This window comes from Streptomyces sp. NPDC091371, from assembly GCF_040684275.1.
GTDB lineage: Bacteria > Actinomycetota > Actinomycetes > Streptomycetales > Streptomycetaceae > Streptomyces.
Genome location: NZ_JBFBFP010000001.1, coordinates 325,990 through 343,856 on the forward strand (window position 1 = coordinate 325,990; position 17,867 = coordinate 343,856).

Genomic DNA, 17,867 nt, shown 5'->3' on the forward strand with positions numbered 1-17,867 from the left:
GTCTGATTTACGCGTTTGCGTTGCAGTCTGCGGGCCTTCGTTACGTTCTCTACGGAATACGCACATATCGGGTCCGTAGCTTCGTGAGTGTCGACGGACGACAGCCCCCGGCCGGCCGACTGACCGCCAGAACGAACGCGAACGAGAACGAGAAGAGCCACCGTCATGCGCCGCACCCGCCGCACCACCCTCCGTACCGCCGCAGTCGTCACCGGCGCGGCCGCCGTCCTGGCCCTCCCGGTCGGATCCGCCTTCGCGGACTCCCCGGCCGTCCCGGACGCGGAGGTGCTGCCCGGCATCGAGCAGCCGGCGGTGGACCCGTCGGTGAAGCCGTCCGTGAAGCCCTCAGTGGACCCGGGCGTTCCGCCGGTCAAGCCGGGTCCGGGCGTGCGTGCGTTCGTCACCACCGTGAAGCTGGCCGACGGCTCCGTCGCCAAGGTCTACAAGATCGCCGACAACCACTTCGAGGCGGACATCTTCTCCGGCTCCAGGAAGCTGGACACGCTGGTCAGCAAGGGCGCGGCCGCGGCGTACGGGCAGAACAACGGCCTGCACGTGGTGCTCCAGCCGAACGGCACGGTGACCTCGTGGCTCGAGGGCGGCGAGAAGCCGAAGCCGAAGCCGAAGCCGGAGCCCGAGGTGAAGAAGGAGAGCTCGGTCCGGCTGACCATGCCGGACGGGCGGATCGCGAAGCTGGTCGACGGCCCGAAGGGCAAGCGCGTCGAGATCTCCATGCCGAACGGCAACGCCCTCGGCACGATCGACCTGAAGAACCCGAGCGCGCTGAACGACGGGTGGACGTACAAGCTCGTCCAGGACGGGAAGCGCGTGAAGTTCGTCGTCATCGACGGCAAGGGCGGCGGGAACAGCTGGGTTTACGACTTCAACGGCAAGCTGATCGAGAAGTACACGGTGGACGCGAAGAAGGACCCGAAGAAGGAGCCGAAGAAGGACGTGAAGAAGGACGTCGCCAAGCCGGCTGGCGAGAAGGTCGTCCCGAAGGGCGGCGTGAAGGCCGGTGCGGAAGGGGTCACCCCGGAGAACGGCGACACCTCGCTGCTGCTCGCCGCGGGCGGCGGCATGGCCGCGGTCGGCGCCGCGGGCCTGGGCTTCGCCATGCTGCGGCGCAGCCGCTCCTCCGACCAGGCCTGACGGCCCCGAACGCCGGAACGGCCGGCCCCCGAGCGGGGACCGGCCGTTCCGGCGTTGTGCGGGTGCGTGAAGGGCCTACTTGGCGTCCTCGGGCTTCGCGTCGGCCGCGGCCTCTGCGTCCGCCTCCGGAGCGGGCTCGGCCTTCGCGGGCGCCGCGGTCGGCTCCGCCCCGGCCTCCGGCTCCGCCTCGGCGTCCGCCGACACAGGCTCGGCCTCGGCCTCGGCCTCGGGCTCGGCGGCCTCCGGCTCGGCTTCAGCCTTGGCCGCGGCCTCTGCTTCCGCCTCGGCCTTGGCCTTCGCCTCTTCGGCGGCCTTGGCTTCCGCCTCCGCCTCCGCCTCAGCCTCAGCCTCGGCAGCGGCCTTGGCCTCCGCCTCGGCCTCCGCCTCGGCCTCCGCCTCGGCCTTCGCCTTGGCGGCGGCCTCGGCAGCCTTCGCAGCCTCGGCGGCCTTCGCGGCGGCCGCAGCCTCGGCAGCAGCCTCGGCAGCAGCGATCTCCGCCGCCTCCGCGGCAGCGGCCTCCGCAGCGGCCTCGGCCAGTTCCGCCTCCGTCGGGCCGGGGGCCTTCACCGACTCCAGGAGGAGCTGGGCGACGTCGACGACCTGGACGGACTCCTTGGCCTGGCCCTCGTTCTTCTTGCCGTTCACCGAGTCGGTCAGCATGACGAGGCAGAACGGGCAGGCGGTGGAGACGATGTCCGGGTTCAGGGACAGGGCCTCGTCCACGCGCTCGTTGTTGATGCGCTTGCCGATCCGCTCTTCCATCCACATCCGCGCGCCACCCGCGCCGCAGCAGAAGCCCCGCTCCTTGTGGCGGTGCATCTCCTGCTGGCGCAGCCCCGGCACGGCCGACATGATCTCGCGCGGCGGCGTGTAGACCTTGTTGTGGCGGCCCAGGTAGCACGGGTCGTGGTACGTGATCAGGCCGTCGACCGGGGTCACCGGCGTGAGGCGGCCCTCGTCGATCAGGTGCTGGAGCAGCTGCGTGTGGTGGATGACCTCGTACTCGCCGCCCAGCTGCGGGTACTCGTTCGCGATGGTGTTGAAGCAGTGCGGGCAGGTGGAGACGATCCGCTTCGCCGACTTCGGCTTCTTGGTCGACTCGTCCTCGTCGTCCTCGCCGAACGCCATGTTCAGCATGGCCACGTTCTCCTGGCCCAGCTGCTGGAACAGCGGCTCGTTGCCCAGGCGGCGCGGCGAGTCACCGGTGCACTTCTCGTCGCCGCCCATGATCGCGAACTTGACGCCCGCGATGTTCAGCAGCTCCGCGAAGGCCTTCGTGGTCTTCTTGGCCCGGTCCTCCAGGGCGCCCGCGCAGCCGACCCAGTACAGGTAGTCGAACTCCGAGAGGTCCTCCGCGTCCTTGCCGATGATCGGGACCTCGAAGTCGACCTCCTTCGTCCACTCGACGCGCTGCTTCTTGGCCAGGCCCCAGGGGTTGCCCTTCTTCTCCAGGTTCTTGAGCATCGTGCCCGCCTCCGACGGGAACGCGCTCTCGATCATCACCTGGTAGCGCCGCATGTCGACGATGTGGTCGATGTGCTCGATGTCGACCGGGCACTGCTCCACGCACGCGCCACACGTCGTGCAGGACCACAGCACGTCCGGGTCGATGACGCCGTTCTCCTCGGCGGTGCCGATCAGCGGGCGCTCGGCCTCGGCCAGCGCCGCCGCCGGGACGTCCTTCAGCTGCTCCGCGGAGGCCTTCTCCTCGCCCTCCATCGTCTTGCCGCCGCCGGCCAGCAGGTACGGGGCCTTGGCGTGCGCGTGGTCGCGCAGCGACATGATCAGGAGCTTGGGGGAGAGGGGCTTGCCGGTGTTCCAGGCCGGGCACTGCGACTGGCAGCGGCCGCACTCGGTGCAGGTGGAGAAGTCGAGGATGCCCTTCCAGGAGAACTGCTCGACCTGCGAGACGCCGAAGACGTCGTCCTCGCCCGGGTCCTCGAAGTCGATCTCCTTGCCGCCGCTGGTCATCGGCTGGAGCGCGCCGAGCGCGCTCGCGCCGTCGGCGTTGCGCTTGAACCAGATGTTCGGGAAGCCGAGGAAGCGGTGCCAGGCGACACCCATGTTGGTGTTGAGCGAGACGACGATCATCCAGATCAGCGAGACGCCGATCTTGATCATCGCGGTGAAGTAGATGGCGTTCTGCAGGGTGGCGGTCGAAAGGCCGTCGAAGGCCAGCACCAGCGGGTACGAGGCGAAGTACGCCGGCTCGTACGAGTCCACCCCGTGGATCGCGCCCTCGAGGCCGCGCAGGGTGAGGATCGCGAGGCCGATGGTGAGGATGACGTACTCGACGAAGTACGCCTGCCAGGCCTTCGAGCCCGTGAAGCGGGACTTGCGGCCGGCCCGGGAGGGCAGCGACAGCAGGCGGATGACGATCAGCACGGCGATGCCGAGGATCGTCATGATGCCGATGAACTCGATGTACAGCTCGAACGGCAGGAAGCCGCCGATGACCGGCAGCATCCAGTCGGCCTGGAAGAGCTGCCCGTACGCCTGCACCAGCGTCGGCGGCAGCGTCAGGAAGCCGATCGCGACGAACCAGTGCGCGAAGCCGACGATGCCCCAGCGGTTCATCCGGCTGTGGCCGAGGAACTCGCGGACGAGGGTGAGGCTGCGGGCCTTCGGGTCGTCCGTGCGACTGCCGGCCGGCACGGGCTGGCCGATCCGCACGAACCGGTAGATCTGCGCCACGGCTCGGGTGATCAGCGCGACGCCGACCACGGTCAGGACCAGCGACACGATGATCGCGGCGAGTTGCATGGGCGGGCTCCTCGGGCGGCACTTACTAAGCGGTAACTTATGAAGTCAAGGCTTGAGGTTACCCATTCCCGACGCCGCAATGTAGCCGAGCGTGCGGTGATCTGTGTCGCTCAGGCGAGCCTTTGCCGCAAGGCCGCCCGCGGGGTCTGCGCAAGGATCGCCAGGTCCATCCCGAGCCAGTGGTTCTCCACATAATGCCGGTCGAGCAGGTCCATCTCCTCCCAGGGCAGGTCGGAGCGCGCGCTGACCTGCCACAAGCCGGTCATACCGGGACGTACGAGCAGCCGGTCGGCGCGGTCCGTACGGGGCTCGGGGCGCGGGCCGACCAGGGACATCTCCCCGCGGAGCACGTTGAGCAGCTGGGGCAGCGCGTCGAGCCCGCAGCGCTCGACGGCCGAGCCGAGGCCGCTGCCGTCGGTGCGCAGCCGCCAGGTGCGGAACGGCCGTCCGGCCAGGCCTGCCGCCGGCTCCCGTACGAAGGGCCGCCGCCCGGCCCGGGTCGCGCAGAGCAGCCCGGCCGCCAGGGCGAGCGGCGCGGCGCACAGGGCCAGCAGGAGGGCCGCCCCGAGGAGGTCGACCACCCGCTTCGCCGACGGCCTGGCCGGCCGGCGCCCTACCCGGGTGATGAGGGACATTGCCATGCCAGCACGCTGCCGTACGCCTGCGGCGCTTCCGGGGTGCCGCGCGGCGGGGTTACCCGTTCGGCTGCGGCTCCGCCGCCACGGGGCTCCGCCGCCACGGGGCTCCGCCGCCACTGGGCTCCGCCCCGGACCCCGCGCCTCAAACGCCGGCGAGGCTGAAACTCCAGCGGCAGGGTTGCGCGTAAGGGCGACTTAAAGGTTGAGTCGGGTCGGCTCAGCTCTGTTGACGTGCGCGCCGAGATGCGTCATGGTTGAGTCTGTTCCACTCAAGTCAGCTGGAGGAATTGAAATGGCACGTGCGGTCGGCATCGACCTGGGCACCACTAACTCCGTCGTCAGCGTTCTGGAAGGCGGCGAGCCCACCGTCATCACCAACGCCGAGGGCGCCAGGACCACGCCGTCCGTCGTCGCCTTCGCCAAGAACGGCGAGGTCCTCGTCGGCGAGGTGGCCAAGCGCCAGGCGGTCACGAACGTGGACCGGACCATCCGCTCCGTCAAGCGCCACATGGGCACTGACTGGAAGATCAACCTGGATGGCAAGGACTTCAACCCGCAGCAGATGAGCGCCTTCATCCTGCAGAAGCTGAAGCGCGACGCCGAGGCGTACCTGGGCGAGAAGGTCACGGACGCGGTCATCACCGTCCCGGCCTACTTCAACGACTCCGAGCGCCAGGCGACGAAGGAGGCCGGCGAGATCGCGGGCCTGAACGTCCTGCGCATCGTGAACGAGCCGACGGCCGCCGCCCTGGCCTACGGTCTCGACAAGGACGACCAGACCATTCTCGTCTTCGACCTCGGTGGCGGCACCTTCGACGTGTCGCTCCTGGAGATCGGCGACGGTGTCGTCGAGGTCAAGGCCACCAACGGTGACAACCACCTCGGTGGCGACGACTGGGACCAGCGCGTCGTCGACTACCTCGTGAAGCAGTTCCAGAACGGCCACGGCGTCGACCTGTCCAAGGACAAGATGGCGCTCCAGCGTCTGCGCGAGGCCGCCGAGAAGGCGAAGATCGAGCTGTCGTCGTCCACCGAGACGACCATCAACCTGCCGTACATCACGGCCTCCGCCGAGGGCCCGCTGCACCTGGACGAGAAGCTCACGCGCTCGCAGTTCCAGCAGCTGACCGCGGACCTGCTCGACCGCTGCAAGACCCCGTTCCACAACGTCATCAAGGACGCGGGCATCAACCTGTCCGAGATCGACCACGTGGTCCTGGTCGGCGGCTCCACCCGCATGCCGGCCGTCGCCGAGCTCGTCAAGGAGCTCACCGGCGGTCAGGACGCCAACAAGGGCGTCAACCCGGACGAGGTCGTCGCCATCGGCGCCACCCTCCAGGCCGGTGTGCTCAAGGGTGAGGTCAAGGACGTCCTGCTCCTCGACGTGACCCCGCTGTCCCTCGGTATCGAGACCAAGGGCGGCATCATGACCAAGCTCATCGAGCGCAACACCACGATCCCGACCAAGCGGTCGGAGATCTTCACGACGGCCGAGGACAACCAGCCGTCCGTGCAGATCCAGGTCTACCAGGGTGAGCGCGAGATCGCGGCGTACAACAAGAAGCTCGGCATGTTCGAGCTGACCGGCCTGCCGCCGGCCCCGCGTGGCGTCCCGCAGATCGAGGTCTCCTTCGACATCGACGCGAACGGCATCATGCACGTCACGGCCAAGGACCTTGGCACGGGCAAGGAGCAGAAGATGACCGTCACCGGCGGCTCTTCGCTCGGCAAGGACGAGGTCGACCGCATGCGCCAGGAGGCGGAGCAGTACGCGGACGAGGACCACCGCCGCCGCGAGGCCGCCGAGACCCGCAACCAGGGCGAGGCGCTCGTCTACCAGACGGAGAAGTTCGTCAAGGACAACGAGGACAAGGTCCCGGCCGAGGTCAAGACCGAGGTCGAGGCCGCGATCGCCGAGCTGAAGGAGACGCTGAAGGGCGAGGACGCGGCCGAGATCCGCACCGCGACCGAGAAGCTCGCCGCCGTCAGCCAGAAGCTGGGCCAGGCGATCTACGCCGACGCGCAGGCCGCCCAGGGTGCCGCGGGCGCCGACGGCCACCACGAGGCCAAGGCCGACGACGACGTCGTCGACGCCGAGATCGTCGACGACGAGAAGCCGAAGGGCGGCGCTGCCTGATGTCGGAGGAGACCCCGGGCTTCGAGGAGAAGCCCGAAGTCCCCGCCGACGGCACGCCCGAGGAGTCGAAGGCCGCCGGGTCCGCCGAGTCCGCCAAGGACACCGAGGCCCCGGCCGGGGACGCGAGCGCAGCAGCTCAGGATGTGGCCCTGCTGGCGCAGCTGGACCAGGCCCGTACGGCGCTCACCGAGCGCACCACGGACCTCCAGCGGCTCCAGGCGGAGTACCAGAACTACCGCCGCCGGGTGGAGCGGGACCGGATCACCGTCAAGGAGATCGCGGTCGCGTCCCTCCTGACGGAGCTGCTCCCGACCCTGGACGACATCGGCCGGGCGCGGGAGCATGGCGAGCTGGTCGGCGGCTTCAAGTCGGTGGCCGAATCGCTGGAGACGGTCGCCGCCAAGATGGGCCTGCAGCAGTTCGGCAAGGAGGGCGAGCCCTTCGACCCGACGATCCACGAGGCCCTGATGCACTCGTACGCGCCGGACGTCACCGAGACGACCTGCGTGGCGATCCTGCAGCCGGGGTACCGGATCGGCGAGCGTACGATCCGTCCCGCACGGGTCGCGGTGGCCGAGCCCCAGCCGGGCGCGGCCCCCAAGTCCGAGTCGTCGGAAGGCGACGCGTCGTCCGACAAGGACGCGGATGCAGCCGACAACGGCTGAGGTTGAACGAGTAGCGGCACGAGAGGAGGGACACCGGGGATGAGCACGAAGGACTTCGTCGAGAAGGACTACTACAAGGTCCTCGGTGTCCCGAAGGACGCCACCGAGGCCGAGATCAAGAAGGCGTACCGGAAGCTCGCGCGCGAGTTCCACCCGGACGCCAACAAGGGCGACGCCTCCGCCGAGGAGCGCTTCAAGGAGATCTCCGAGGCGAACGACGTCCTCGGCGACGCCAAGAAGCGCAAGGAGTACGACGAGGCCCGCGCGCTGTTCGGGAACGGCGGCTTCCGCCCCGGTCCCGGCGCGGGCGGCGGCTCGTTCAACTTCGACCTGGGTGACCTCTTCGGCGGCACCCAGACGGGTGGCGCCGGCGCCGGCGGTTTCGGCGGCGGCCTGGGCGACGTGTTCGGCGGCCTGTTCGGCGGCCGGGGCGGCGCGGCGGGTGCGGGCACCCGTACCCAGCCGCGCCGCGGCCAGGACATCGAGTCGGAGGTCACCCTCTCCTTCACGGAGGCGGTGGACGGGGCCACGGTCCCGCTCCGGATGTCCTCCCAGGCGCCCTGCAAGGCCTGTGCGGGCACCGGCGACAAGAACGGCACGCCGCGCGTGTGCCCGACCTGCGTCGGCACCGGGCAGGTCTCGCGGGGCAGCGGCGGCGGCTTCTCGCTGACCGACCCCTGCGCGGACTGCAAGGGCCGCGGCCTGATCGCGGAGACCCCCTGCGAGGTCTGCAAGGGCAGCGGCCGGGCCCGTTCCTCGCGCACCATGCAGGTCAGGATCCCGGCGGGCGTCTCCGACGGCCAGCGGATCCGGCTGCGCGGCAAGGGCGCCCCGGGCGAGCGCGGCGGTCCCGCCGGCGACCTCTACGTCGTCGTGCACGTCGACTCCCACCCGGTGTTCGGCCGCAAGGACGACAACCTCACGGTGACCGTGCCGGTGACGTTCGCCGAAGCGGCCCTGGGCGCCGACATCAAGGTCCCGACCTTGAACGGCCCCGCGGTGACGCTGAAGCTTCCGCCGGGCACCCCGGGCGGCCGCACCATGCGGGCGCGCGGCAAGGGAGCGGTCCGCAAGGACGGCACCCGCGGCGACCTGCTGGTCACGGTGGAGGTCGCGGTTCCCGCGCAGCTGTCGGACAAGGCGCGCGAGGCGCTGGAGATGTACCGCGACGCGACGGAGTCCGAGGACCCGCGCTCCGTGCTGTTCGAGTCCGCGAAGGGAGCATGACCATGGACGGCCGCCGAGAGAAGTCCTCCCGCTTGGGCGGGGGCTACCAGCTCACCGACGAGACCCCGGTCTACGTGATCTCGGTGGCCGCCCAGCTCTCCGGTCTGCATCCGCAGACCCTTCGCCAGTACGACCGCCTCGGCCTGGTCTCCCCGGACCGTACGGCCGGGCGCGGCCGGCGCTACTCGGCCCGGGACATCGAACTGCTCCGCACGGTGCAGGCGCTGTCCCAGGACGAGGGCATCAACCTGGCGGGCATCAAGCGGATCATCGAGCTGGAGAACCAGGTCGCCGCGCTCCAGCAGCGCGTGGCCGAGCTCTCGGCGGCGGTGGACGGCGCGGCGGCCACCCTGCGGGCCCGCGAGGCCCAGGTGCACGCTTCGTACCGGCGCGACCTGGTTCCGTACCAGCCCCCGCAGCCGGGCAGTGCCCTGGTGGTCTGGCGGCCGGCACCGAAGCGCCAGGGCGACTGAAGGCCCTGCCGCCGGGCACGACCCGTCACGCACGCGCACAGGCCCCGCCGGGCTTCCCGGCGGGGCCTGTGCGCGCGTACGGGGCCCGTGCGTGCGTACCGGGGCCTCTCAGTCGCCCTCGTCCTCCAGGATCCCCGACCGGGCGATGAGGAAGCCGAGTTGGGCCCTGCTGCCGCTGCCGAGCGTGCTGGCGAGCTTCGCGATGTGCGCCCGGCAGGTCCGTACGTTCATGCCCAGTCGGCGGGCTATGGCCTCGTCCACGTGCCCCTCGATGAGGAGTTGGGCGATGGTGCGCTGCACGCCCGAGATGCCGCCCCGCGTGTGCTGGTACGTCACTTCCTCCTGCAGCGGCACGGCGCGGTGCCACAACTGCTCGAACACCTTGATGAGATAGTCGACCAGTCCGGGGTGGCGCAGCTCGAGGGCGACCTGGCGGTCGTCGCTGGCCGGGATGAAGGCGACGGTCCGGTCGAAGATGATGAGACGCTCGAAGAGCTCTTCCAGCGTGCGCACTTCGACCTTGCCGGCCTTGAGCAGGTCGACGTAGGCGAGCGTGCCGCGGCTGTGGCGGACCGTGTGCTGGTAGAGGGTCCGGATCCGGACACCGCGGTCGGTCAGCGGCTGGTCGCGCTCCAGGGCCTCCGTCAGCTCCAGGCTCGGACGGGCGCCGCCGGGCTGGATGGTGAGCATCTCGGTGTGGCACTCGGCGGTGGCGAGGTTGAGCGCGGCGTTGATCGGGTCGAAGCCTTCGAGCACGGTGATGGCGTGCGTGCTGGCCGGGTTCTGCGCACTGATGGCGAGAAATGGTTCGAAGGCCTCGGAAAGTTCGAGAGAATCGCGGTGCCGGTCGCGGATCTCCCGTTCGATCGGGTGCAGGCGCTGGGCGAGGGCGACCGCCGGGGGAACCGGGCGGAGCGAATTGGCGTCATCAGGATCTGGCTGCAGCAAGGCGAGATCCAGCAGACAAGGCGCGGATTCCACGTCCCCACGTGCAATGCGTCCGGTGCGCAGCGCGCTCGTGTAGAGCCGCGCCCCCTCACCGCACAACTCCGTGACCGAGTGGGGATGTGTCGCTTTTGATCTTTTTGTGGTCAATTCTCCACCCCCCAGGGTCCTGAACATGCAAGAACATGATGCATCGTCCCTGTGGCAGTGACGTGCCTGAATAAGCCATCGTCTGACAGGCGGGGGAGAGGATTTCATCAAGTGAGGACGAAGCCGACCATGAACAAGAGAATGCTTCGCTCGGCGCTTGCCACCGTCATCTTCTCGGCTGTGGCCGGTCTGGGACTTGCCGGGGTCACCCTGGGGGCAGCCGGAGGGGGTGCCGGTGTCGTCCAGGCGGCGCCGCTGGAGGACAGTGGATGGCGTTCGGCGCCGTTGGACAGCGGATGGCGTTCGGCCCCCGTCGATGCCGATTCCAGCGCCCTCGTGGTGGAGAACGCGGTATGACCCCCGACGATCGCGGGTTCCGTCGCGAAATGGCCTCCGCGTACCGCTCCGGGTGGCAGTTCATCGATCTGGCCACGGCGATCCCCCATCCCGGGGACTCCCTGGTCGTCACGCTCTTCGGGCAGCCGATCGTCGTCGTGCGCGAGGAGGACGAGGACGTACGTGCCTACAGGTGCCTGCGCCGGCCCCGCGGCGCACCGCAGCCCGTCCGCTGCGAGGTGCGCTACGGAATGGTCTTCGTCAACCTCGATCAGCGGGACCACCAACTCTTCGAACCCGACGTCACCACCGCCACCCCCCGCAGTGCCTGAAGCGATTCCCCCGTCGTTGCAGATCGCTCAGGTGCTACCCCCACACAACGGCGCCATCGTGGACCTGACCACGATGGCGCCGTTGTGTCGTCCGCGTCCAGTGGTTGAACGGGACAACATGCGCGGGCCGGTTTCCGGCCCCGTTCACGCCCGGCCCATCGCCCGCTCCAGCGTGATCTCCAGGACCACCCGGTCGGGATTGGGCGAGGGAGTGCGCCCGTAGCGCTCGGCGTAGCGCGCCACCGCCTCGGCGACCGAGGCCTCGTCCGTACGGATCACCGCGCGCCCCTCCAGGGTGGCCCAGCGGCGCCCCTCCATCTGGCAGACCGCGACCCGGGCCCCGCCCGGCTCGACCGCCTGGGCCGCCAGGACGTTGCGGACCTTCTTGCTGTGCTTGTTGCTGATGACCCGGGCCAGGCCGGCCTCCGGGTCGTACGTCACGCCCACGGGGACCACGTGCGGGGAGCCGTCGGGCCGGGGCGTGGTCAGCGTGCAGACGTGCCGCTCCCGCCAGAAGGCGAGGTACTCGGGCGTCGGGTTGAGTACGTCATGGGACATGGCCCGAAGGGTACGGGCAGACCGTCCCGCAATCCCCTTGAGTGGAATAGACTCAACTTTGCCTACGCTGACCCTGTCAAAGTTTCCCTTCAGGGAGAGGAGAAGACGCAGTGGACGCCGAGCTGACCAACAAGAGCCGCGACGCGCTGAACGCGGCCACCAGCAGGGCCGTCAAGGACGGCCACGCCGACCTGACCCCAGCACACCTGCTGCTGGCGCTGCTCGCGGGCGAGGACAACGAGAACGTCATCGACCTGCTGGTCGCCACCGACGCCGACCAGGCCGCCGTGCGCGGCGGCGCCGAGCGGCTGCTCGCCGCCCTGCCCAGCGTCACCGGCTCCACCGTCGCGCCCCCGCAGCCCACCCGAGACCTGCTCGCCGTCCTCGCCGAGGCCGACGCCCAGGCGGGCAAGCTCGGCGACGAGTACCTCTCCACCGAACACCTCCTCATCGCCATCGCCGCCAAGGGCGGCGCGGCCGGTGAGGTCCTGACCACCCAGGGCGCGAGCGCCAAGAAGCTGCTCGCCGCCTTCGAGAACGCACGAGGAGGACGGCGGGTGACCACCCCCGACCCCGAGGGCCAGTACAAGGCCCTGGAGAAGTTCGGCACCGACTTCACGGCGGCCGCGCGCGAGGGCAAGCTCGACCCGGTCATCGGCCGCGACCACGAGATCCGCCGCGTCGTGCAGGTGCTCTCGCGCCGCACGAAGAACAACCCGGTGCTCATCGGCGAGCCCGGCGTCGGCAAGACGGCCGTCGTCGAGGGCCTGGCCCAGCGCATCGTCAAGGGCGACGTCCCCGAGTCCCTGAAGAACAAGCGCCTCGTCTCCCTGGACCTCGGCGCGATGGTCGCCGGCGCCAAGTACCGCGGCGAGTTCGAGGAGCGCCTGAAGACCGTCCTCGCCGAGATCAAGTCGAGCGACGGCCAGATCATCACCTTCATCGACGAGCTGCACACCGTCGTCGGCGCGGGCGCCGGCGGCGACTCCGCCATGGACGCGGGCAACATGCTCAAGCCCATGCTGGCCCGCGGCGAGCTCAGGATGGTCGGCGCGACCACCCTCGACGAGTACCGCGAGCGGATCGAGAAGGACCCGGCGCTGGAGCGGCGCTTCCAGCAGGTGCTGGTCGCCGAGCCGTCCGTCGAGGACACGATCGCGATCCTGCGCGGGCTCAAGGGCCGCTACGAGGCCCACCACAAGGTGGTCATCAACGACAGCGCGCTCGTCGCCGCCGCGACCCTCTCCGACCGCTACATCACCTCCCGCTTCCTCCCCGACAAGGCCATCGACCTCGTCGACGAGGCCGCGTCCCGGCTGCGCATGGAGATCGACTCCTCGCCCGTGGAGATCGACGAGCTCCAGCGTTCGGTCGACCGCCTGCGGATGGAGGAGCTGGCCCTGAACAACGAGTCCGACCCGGCCTCCCGCGAACGCCTCGACAAGATCCGCAAGGACCTCGCGGACAAGGAGGAGGACCTGCGCGGCCTGACCGCCCGCTGGGAGAAGGAGAAGCAGTCCCTCAACCGGGTCGGCGAGCTCAAGGAGCGCCTGGACGACCTGCGCGGCCAGGCCGAGCGCGCCCAGCGCGACGGCGACTTCGACTCCGCCTCCAAGCTGCTCTACGGGGAGATCCCCGCCCTGGAGCGCGAGCTCGCGGAGGCCACCGAGGAGGAGGCCGCGGCCGAGACGTCCAAGGACTCGATGGTCAAGGACGAGGTCGGCCCCGACGACATCGCCGACGTGGTCGGCGCCTGGACCGGCATCCCGGCGGGCCGCCTCCTGGAGGGCGAGACCCAGAAGCTGCTGCGCATGGAGGACGAGCTGGGCCGCCGCCTGATCGGCCAGGGCGAGGCCGTCCGGGCCGTCTCGGACGCCGTCCGCCGCACCCGCGCCGGCATCGCCGACCCCGACCGGCCGACCGGCTCCTTCCTCTTCCTCGGCCCCACGGGCGTCGGCAAGACGGAGCTGGCCAAGGCCCTCGCCGACTTCCTCTTCGACGACGAGCGGGCCATGATCCGCATCGACATGTCGGAGTACGGCGAGAAGCACAGCGTGGCCCGCCTCGTCGGCGCCCCGCCCGGGTACGTCGGCTACGAGGAGGGCGGCCAGCTGACCGAGGCCGTGCGCAGGCGCCCGTACTCCGTCGTCCTGCTGGACGAGGTGGAGAAGGCCCACCCCGAGGTCTTCGACATCCTGCTCCAGGTCCTCGACGACGGCCGCCTCACGGACGGCCAGGGCCGCACCGTGGACTTCCGCAATACGATCCTGATCCTCACCTCGAACCTGGGCAGCCAGTTCCTGATGGACCCGGTGGCCTCGGCGGAAGAGAAGAAGGCCAGGGTGCTGGAGGTGGTCCGCGCCTCCTTCAAGCCGGAGTTCCTCAACCGCCTGGACGACCTGGTGGTCTTCTCCGCCCTGGACAAGGACGAGCTGGCCCACATCGCCGAACTCCAGATCGGCCGCCTGGCCAAGCGCCTGGCCGACCGTCGCCTGACCCTGGACGTCACCCCCGACGCGCTGGCCTGGCTGGCGGACAAGGGCAACGACCCGGCGTACGGCGCCCGCCCCCTGCGCCGCCTGATCCAGACGGCCATCGGCGACCGCCTGGCGAAGGAGATCCTGTCCGGCGAGGTCCGCGACGGCGACACCGTACGGGTGGACGTGGCGGGCGAGGACCTGCTGGTCGGCAAGGCGCTCTGACTCCGCCCCCGCCGCCCGCCCCCAGCAGCGCGGCCACACCCGGGGGCGGCCGGTTCCTGTCCGCCCTGCGCGGATCGCCCGTGCCGGGGCTGGACACGGGGTGGGCGGGATGGGGGAGGATGCAGGTATCCGCACGAAGGGAAGTACACGGTGAGCATCGACCCGGCCTCGATTCCGAACTTCGGAGGGCAGCAGCCCGATCCGCAGGCCACAGGACCGGCGGGCCCCGTCGTCCCCGACCAGGATCTGGTCAAGCAGCTGCTGGAACAGATGGAGCTCAAGTACGTCGTCGACGACGAGGGTGACCTCGCGGCGCCGTGGGAGGAGTTCCGTACGTACTTCATGTTCCGCGGCGAGGACGAGCAGCAGGTCTTCTCGGTGCGGACCTTCTACGACCGTCCGCACAAGATCGACGAGAAGCCGCAGCTTCTCGAGTCGATCGACGACTGGAACCGCCGCACCCTGTGGCCGAAGGTCTACAGCCACACCCACGATGACGGCTCGGTCCGTCTGATCGGTGAAGCGCAGATGCTGATCGGCACCGGCGTCAACCTGGAGCACTTCGTGTCCTCCACGGTCAGCTGGGTCCGCGCCTCCATCGAGTTCGACAAGTGGCTCGTCGAGCAGCTCGGCCTGGAGCAGGAGATCGACTCCTCCGAGGGCGAAGGCGACGACGAGGGCACCAACAACTAGTCACTAGAGCGGCACGCGGGCGATCAGAAGCAGGTACAGCCCGTAGCCGTAGCCGAGCCCGGCCAGCACCCCGGTCACCACGATCGCGGTGCGCGGCCGGGCTCTCGCCATGACGGCGGCCATCGGCAGCAGCAGCGGGAACGCCGGCAGCAGGAAGCGCGGCTTCGACTCGAAGTAGCCGGCCCCGCCGAAGGTGATCAGCAGCAGTATCCCGGTGTACGCGAGCAGCGGCAGCGGGGTCCGGTCCAGTAGGAGCAGCATCGCCAGCAGCCCGGCGGCGGCCAGCACCACCACGGTGACGGTGGTGGCGAGCGGCACGTGCCCGCCGGTCAGCACCTGCTCCGCCGAGCGCAGCGCCCCGACGCCGAAGTCGAACTTCGACCCCCAGTGCCGCTGCACGGCGAAGTAGCCGCCGAGGGGGTCGCGCACGTGCACCCCGACGGCCAGGACGTACGCGGCCCAGCCCGCCGGCGCCAGCAGCCCGGCCGCCCACACCTCGGGCGCGCGGGACTTGCGTACGAGGACGGCGTGCAGCGCCATCACGGAGACGGCGGCCGCGACGGCCAGCCCGGTGGGCCGGGTCAGCCCGGCGAGCACGGCGAGGCCGGCGGCCCACATCCAGCGGCCGCACAGCAGGGCGTACAGGGCCCATGCGGCGAGCGCGGCCAGCAGGGCCTCGGTATAGGCCAGGGAGAGCACCACGGCGTGCGGGAGGGCCGCCCAGAGCCCCACGAGCAGCAGCCCGGCGCGCGGCCCGAGGACCCGCTCCCCGATCTTGTACACCCCGACGGCGGCCACGGCGGCCGAGACCCACGCGATGAGGATCCCGGCCGGGATGAGCCCGCCGGGCAGTACCGACCCGACGAGCCGCATCAGCGCCGGGTAGAGCGGGAAGAAGGCGAAGTCGCTCTGGATGGACCCGGTGCCGGTGGTGGGGTTGGGCCACATCTGGGTCCGCCCGTAGCCGTTGGCGGCGATCCCCAGGTACCAGACGGAGTCCCAGGAGACCCCGAGCACCCGCAGCGGGTCCCGCCCGGCCCACCAGGACCCGATGGTGAGCACCAGTACCCCGGCCCCGCGTACGGCGGCGAACACCGCGAGCGCGATGACGGTGGTCGGTGCGGCCGAACGTACGGCCCTGAGCGCGCGGATCTCCAGGGGCGACGAGGTCACCGTCGCTCTGCCCGTTGCCATGTGTCCCGACTTTCCGGCTCGTCGTTGGTCCGCTCACACCGTCGTGAGGGCTTCGGGCACGTACGGACCGCCAGCTTCACATCGGCCTCAGCCACCCCGCAAGCACACGTGGACGCGCCTAGAGCGCGGCCAGCCGGGACACGGCCTCCTGGAGCACGTCGGTCCGCTTGCAGAAGGCCCAGCGGACCTGGGTGGCACCGGCCGCGGTGTCGTCGTAGAAGACCTGGTTGGGGATGGCGACGACCCCGCAGCGCTCGGGCAGGGCGCGGCAGAAGGCGAGCCCGTCCTTCTCGCCGAGCGGGGTGATGTCGGTGGTGATGAAGTACGTGCCCTGCGGGCGGAAGACCTCGAAGCCGGCCGCGGCGAGGCCGTCCGCGAGGAGGTCGCGCTTGACGGCCAGGTCGGCGCGGAAGGTGTCGTAGTACGCGTCGGGCAGGGCGAGGGCCTCGGCGATGGCGTACTGGAAGGGGCCCGAGGAGACGTACGTGAGGAACTGCTTCGCCGAGCGGACCGCCGTGACCAGCGCCGGGGGAGCGGTGACCCAGCCGACCTTCCAGCCCGTGAAGGAGAAGGTCTTCCCGGCCGAGGAGATGGTGACCGTGCGCTCGCGCATGCCCGGCAGCCCGGCCAGCGGCGTGTGGACGCCGTCGAAGACCAGGTGCTCGTACACCTCGTCCGTGACGACGAGGAGGTCGCGCTCCACGGCGAGGGCGGCGACCGCGGCCAGCTCCTCGGCGGTCAGGACGGTGCCCGTCGGGTTGTGCGGGGTGTTGAGCAGCAGCAGCCGGGTGCGCGGGGTGACGGCGGCGCGCAGTTCGTCGAGGTCGAGGGCGAAGGCCCCGGCGTGCGGGCGCAGGGTGACGGGGACGCGGACCGCTCCGGCCATCGCGATGCAGGCCGCGTACGAGTCGTAGTACGGCTCCAGGGCGATGACCTCGTCACCCGGTTCCAGGAGGGCGAGGAGGGCGGCGGCGATGGCCTCGGTGGCGCCGGCCGTGACCAGCACCTCGGTGTCGGGGTCGTAGGACAGGCCGTAGAACCGCTGCTGGTGGGCGGCGATCGCGGTGCGCAGCTCCGGGATGCCGGGGCCGGGCGGGTACTGGTTGCCGAGACCCGTGAGGACCGCCCGGGAGGCGGCCTCGGCGATCGCCGCCGGGCCGTCGGTGTCGGGGAAGCCCTGGCCCAGGTTGATCGAACCGGTGCGGGTGGCCAGGGCCGACATCTCCGCGAAGATCGTCGTGCCGAAGGCCGCCAGGCGGCGGTTCAGGAAGGGGCGGTCGCTGCTCACGGGTGCGCTCATGGGCGTCATCCTGGGGGCAACCTCTGGACTTGCTCAAGTGTGCTTTGGGCCGCGCGGCCTGCGGGCATCCCCCCTGCACGCGGGACGCGGGGATCCCGCTCCCCGGGAGGACCGGGGTGTCAGAGAGGGGGCGGACATGGAGTTCGTCTTCATCGCGATCGGAATGCTGGTCCTGGTCGTTCTCGGGAGCATCGCGATCCGCTCCTTCCGCCAGGGGTGGTCGGGCTCGGGTTCGGGTTCGCGTTCGAGCAACAGCTGGTGGGCGGGAGACAGCGGCTCCGGCGGGTCGTCCTCCTGCGGAGGTTCCTCATCCTGCAGCTCGTCGTCTTCGTGCGGCGGGGGCGGGGGCGGTGGCGGCGGGTGCGGCGGCGGCTCCAGCTGACACGGGGCAGCGGACACCGCGTGGAACGAGGGCGCCCGGCGGATCGATTCCCGGCGGGCGCCCTCTCGTTTTCCGGGCCATCGTTGAACACGTGAACTGTGGAGCCCCCGGGGGGATGTAAACCCCGTCAAGTTGGGTAAAAACGCTGTGAGTGCCGTGCCTTTCATGATTCCCTCGGTTGAGTAGACCAGTCCTCGGACCTCCCTGGACTTCCTGTGGA

At 70.3% G+C, this 17,867-nt stretch carries 14 protein-coding genes and 1 pseudogene; 9 read left to right on the forward strand and 6 right to left on the reverse strand.

The genetic code is table 11. The annotated features are described in order from the left end of the window. Nucleotides 1–165 precede the first annotated feature (165 nt). A complete protein-coding gene (locus AB0O21_RS01660; RefSeq protein WP_365164864.1) occupies nt 166–1,152 on the forward strand; it encodes a hypothetical protein in 987 nt (328 codons plus the stop codon). A gap of 561 nt (nt 1,153–1,713) precedes the next feature. Here the strand turns inward: AB0O21_RS01660 and AB0O21_RS01665 are convergent. Next, nucleotides 1,714–3,915: pseudogene (locus AB0O21_RS01665) on the reverse strand ((Fe-S)-binding protein); the annotation flags it as partial. 110 nt (nt 3,916–4,025) lie between these two features. Continuing rightward, a complete protein-coding gene (locus AB0O21_RS01670) occupies nt 4,026–4,556 on the reverse strand; it encodes a sugar transferase (protein ID WP_365164867.1) in 531 nt (176 codons plus the stop codon). A gap of 289 nt (nt 4,557–4,845) precedes the next feature. On the opposite strand from AB0O21_RS01670, the gene dnaK reads away from it, so the two are divergent. From dnaK to AB0O21_RS01690, 4 genes are read left to right on the forward strand one after another with little or no spacing between them, the layout of a single operon-like run. Further along, entirely contained in the window at nt 4,846–6,690 is a 1,845-nt protein-coding gene (dnaK, locus tag AB0O21_RS01675) for a molecular chaperone DnaK (RefSeq protein ID WP_365164870.1), read from the forward strand. Then, complete coding sequence (grpE, locus tag AB0O21_RS01680; RefSeq protein WP_365164873.1) at nt 6,690–7,355, forward strand: nucleotide exchange factor GrpE; 666 nt, start codon at nt 6,690–6,692, stop codon at nt 7,353–7,355. Before dnaK ends, grpE begins: the two co-directional genes overlap by 1 nt. Before the next feature lie 39 nt (nt 7,356–7,394). After that, the gene (gene dnaJ / locus AB0O21_RS01685) at nt 7,395–8,582 is read left to right on the forward strand and encodes a molecular chaperone DnaJ (protein ID WP_365164875.1); all 1,188 of its coding nucleotides are present in this window, start codon (nt 7,395–7,397) and stop codon (nt 8,580–8,582) included. Between the two features lie 2 nt (nt 8,583–8,584). After that, entirely contained in the window at nt 8,585–9,055 is a 471-nt protein-coding gene (locus AB0O21_RS01690) for a helix-turn-helix domain-containing protein (RefSeq protein WP_365164878.1), read from the forward strand. A 108-nt stretch (nt 9,056–9,163) separates the two neighbouring features. On the opposite strand, the gene AB0O21_RS01695 is transcribed toward AB0O21_RS01690, so the two are convergent. Continuing rightward, entirely contained in the window at nt 9,164–10,177 is a 1,014-nt protein-coding gene (locus AB0O21_RS01695; protein WP_365164881.1) for a helix-turn-helix transcriptional regulator, read from the reverse strand. 102 nt (nt 10,178–10,279) lie between these two features. On the opposite strand from AB0O21_RS01695, the gene AB0O21_RS01700 reads away from it, so the two are divergent. Beyond that, entirely contained in the window at nt 10,280–10,507 is a 228-nt protein-coding gene (locus tag AB0O21_RS01700) for a hypothetical protein (protein ID WP_365164883.1), read from the forward strand. Further along, nucleotides 10,504–10,818 (forward strand): (2Fe-2S)-binding protein, encoded by a 315-nt coding sequence (locus AB0O21_RS01705; RefSeq protein ID WP_365164885.1) that lies wholly within the window; start codon nt 10,504–10,506, stop codon nt 10,816–10,818. Before AB0O21_RS01700 ends, AB0O21_RS01705 begins: the two co-directional genes overlap by 4 nt. 144 nt (nt 10,819–10,962) lie before the next feature. On the opposite strand, the gene AB0O21_RS01710 is transcribed toward AB0O21_RS01705, so the two are convergent. Next, complete coding sequence (locus AB0O21_RS01710; RefSeq protein WP_365164888.1) at nt 10,963–11,376, reverse strand: TIGR03618 family F420-dependent PPOX class oxidoreductase; 414 nt, start codon at nt 11,374–11,376, stop codon at nt 10,963–10,965. 110 nt (nt 11,377–11,486) lie between these two features. Here AB0O21_RS01710 and clpB point away from each other — a divergent pair, with 110 nt between their 5' ends. Together clpB and AB0O21_RS01720 are read left to right on the forward strand one after the other, a co-directional pair. After that, complete coding sequence (clpB, locus tag AB0O21_RS01715) at nt 11,487–14,078, forward strand: ATP-dependent chaperone ClpB (protein WP_365164890.1); 2,592 nt, start codon at nt 11,487–11,489, stop codon at nt 14,076–14,078. Nucleotides 14,079–14,228: 150 nt separating this feature from the next. After that, nucleotides 14,229–14,771 (forward strand): YbjN domain-containing protein, encoded by a 543-nt coding sequence (locus AB0O21_RS01720; RefSeq protein WP_365164892.1) that lies wholly within the window; start codon nt 14,229–14,231, stop codon nt 14,769–14,771. A 3-nt stretch (nt 14,772–14,774) separates the two neighbouring features. Here the strand turns inward: AB0O21_RS01720 and AB0O21_RS01725 are convergent, their stop codons facing one another. Then, nucleotides 14,775–15,965 carry a hypothetical protein gene (locus AB0O21_RS01725; RefSeq protein ID WP_365164894.1) on the reverse strand — a complete coding sequence of 397 codons (1,191 nt, stop codon included), beginning with the start codon at nt 15,963–15,965 and terminating at the stop codon, nt 14,775–14,777. Nucleotides 15,966–16,083: 118 nt separating this feature from the next. After that, nucleotides 16,084–17,265 carry a pyridoxal phosphate-dependent aminotransferase gene (locus AB0O21_RS01730; protein ID WP_365164896.1) on the reverse strand — a complete coding sequence of 394 codons (1,182 nt, stop codon included), beginning with the start codon at nt 17,263–17,265 and terminating at the stop codon, nt 16,084–16,086. Between the last annotated feature and the right edge of the window lie 602 nt (nt 17,266–17,867).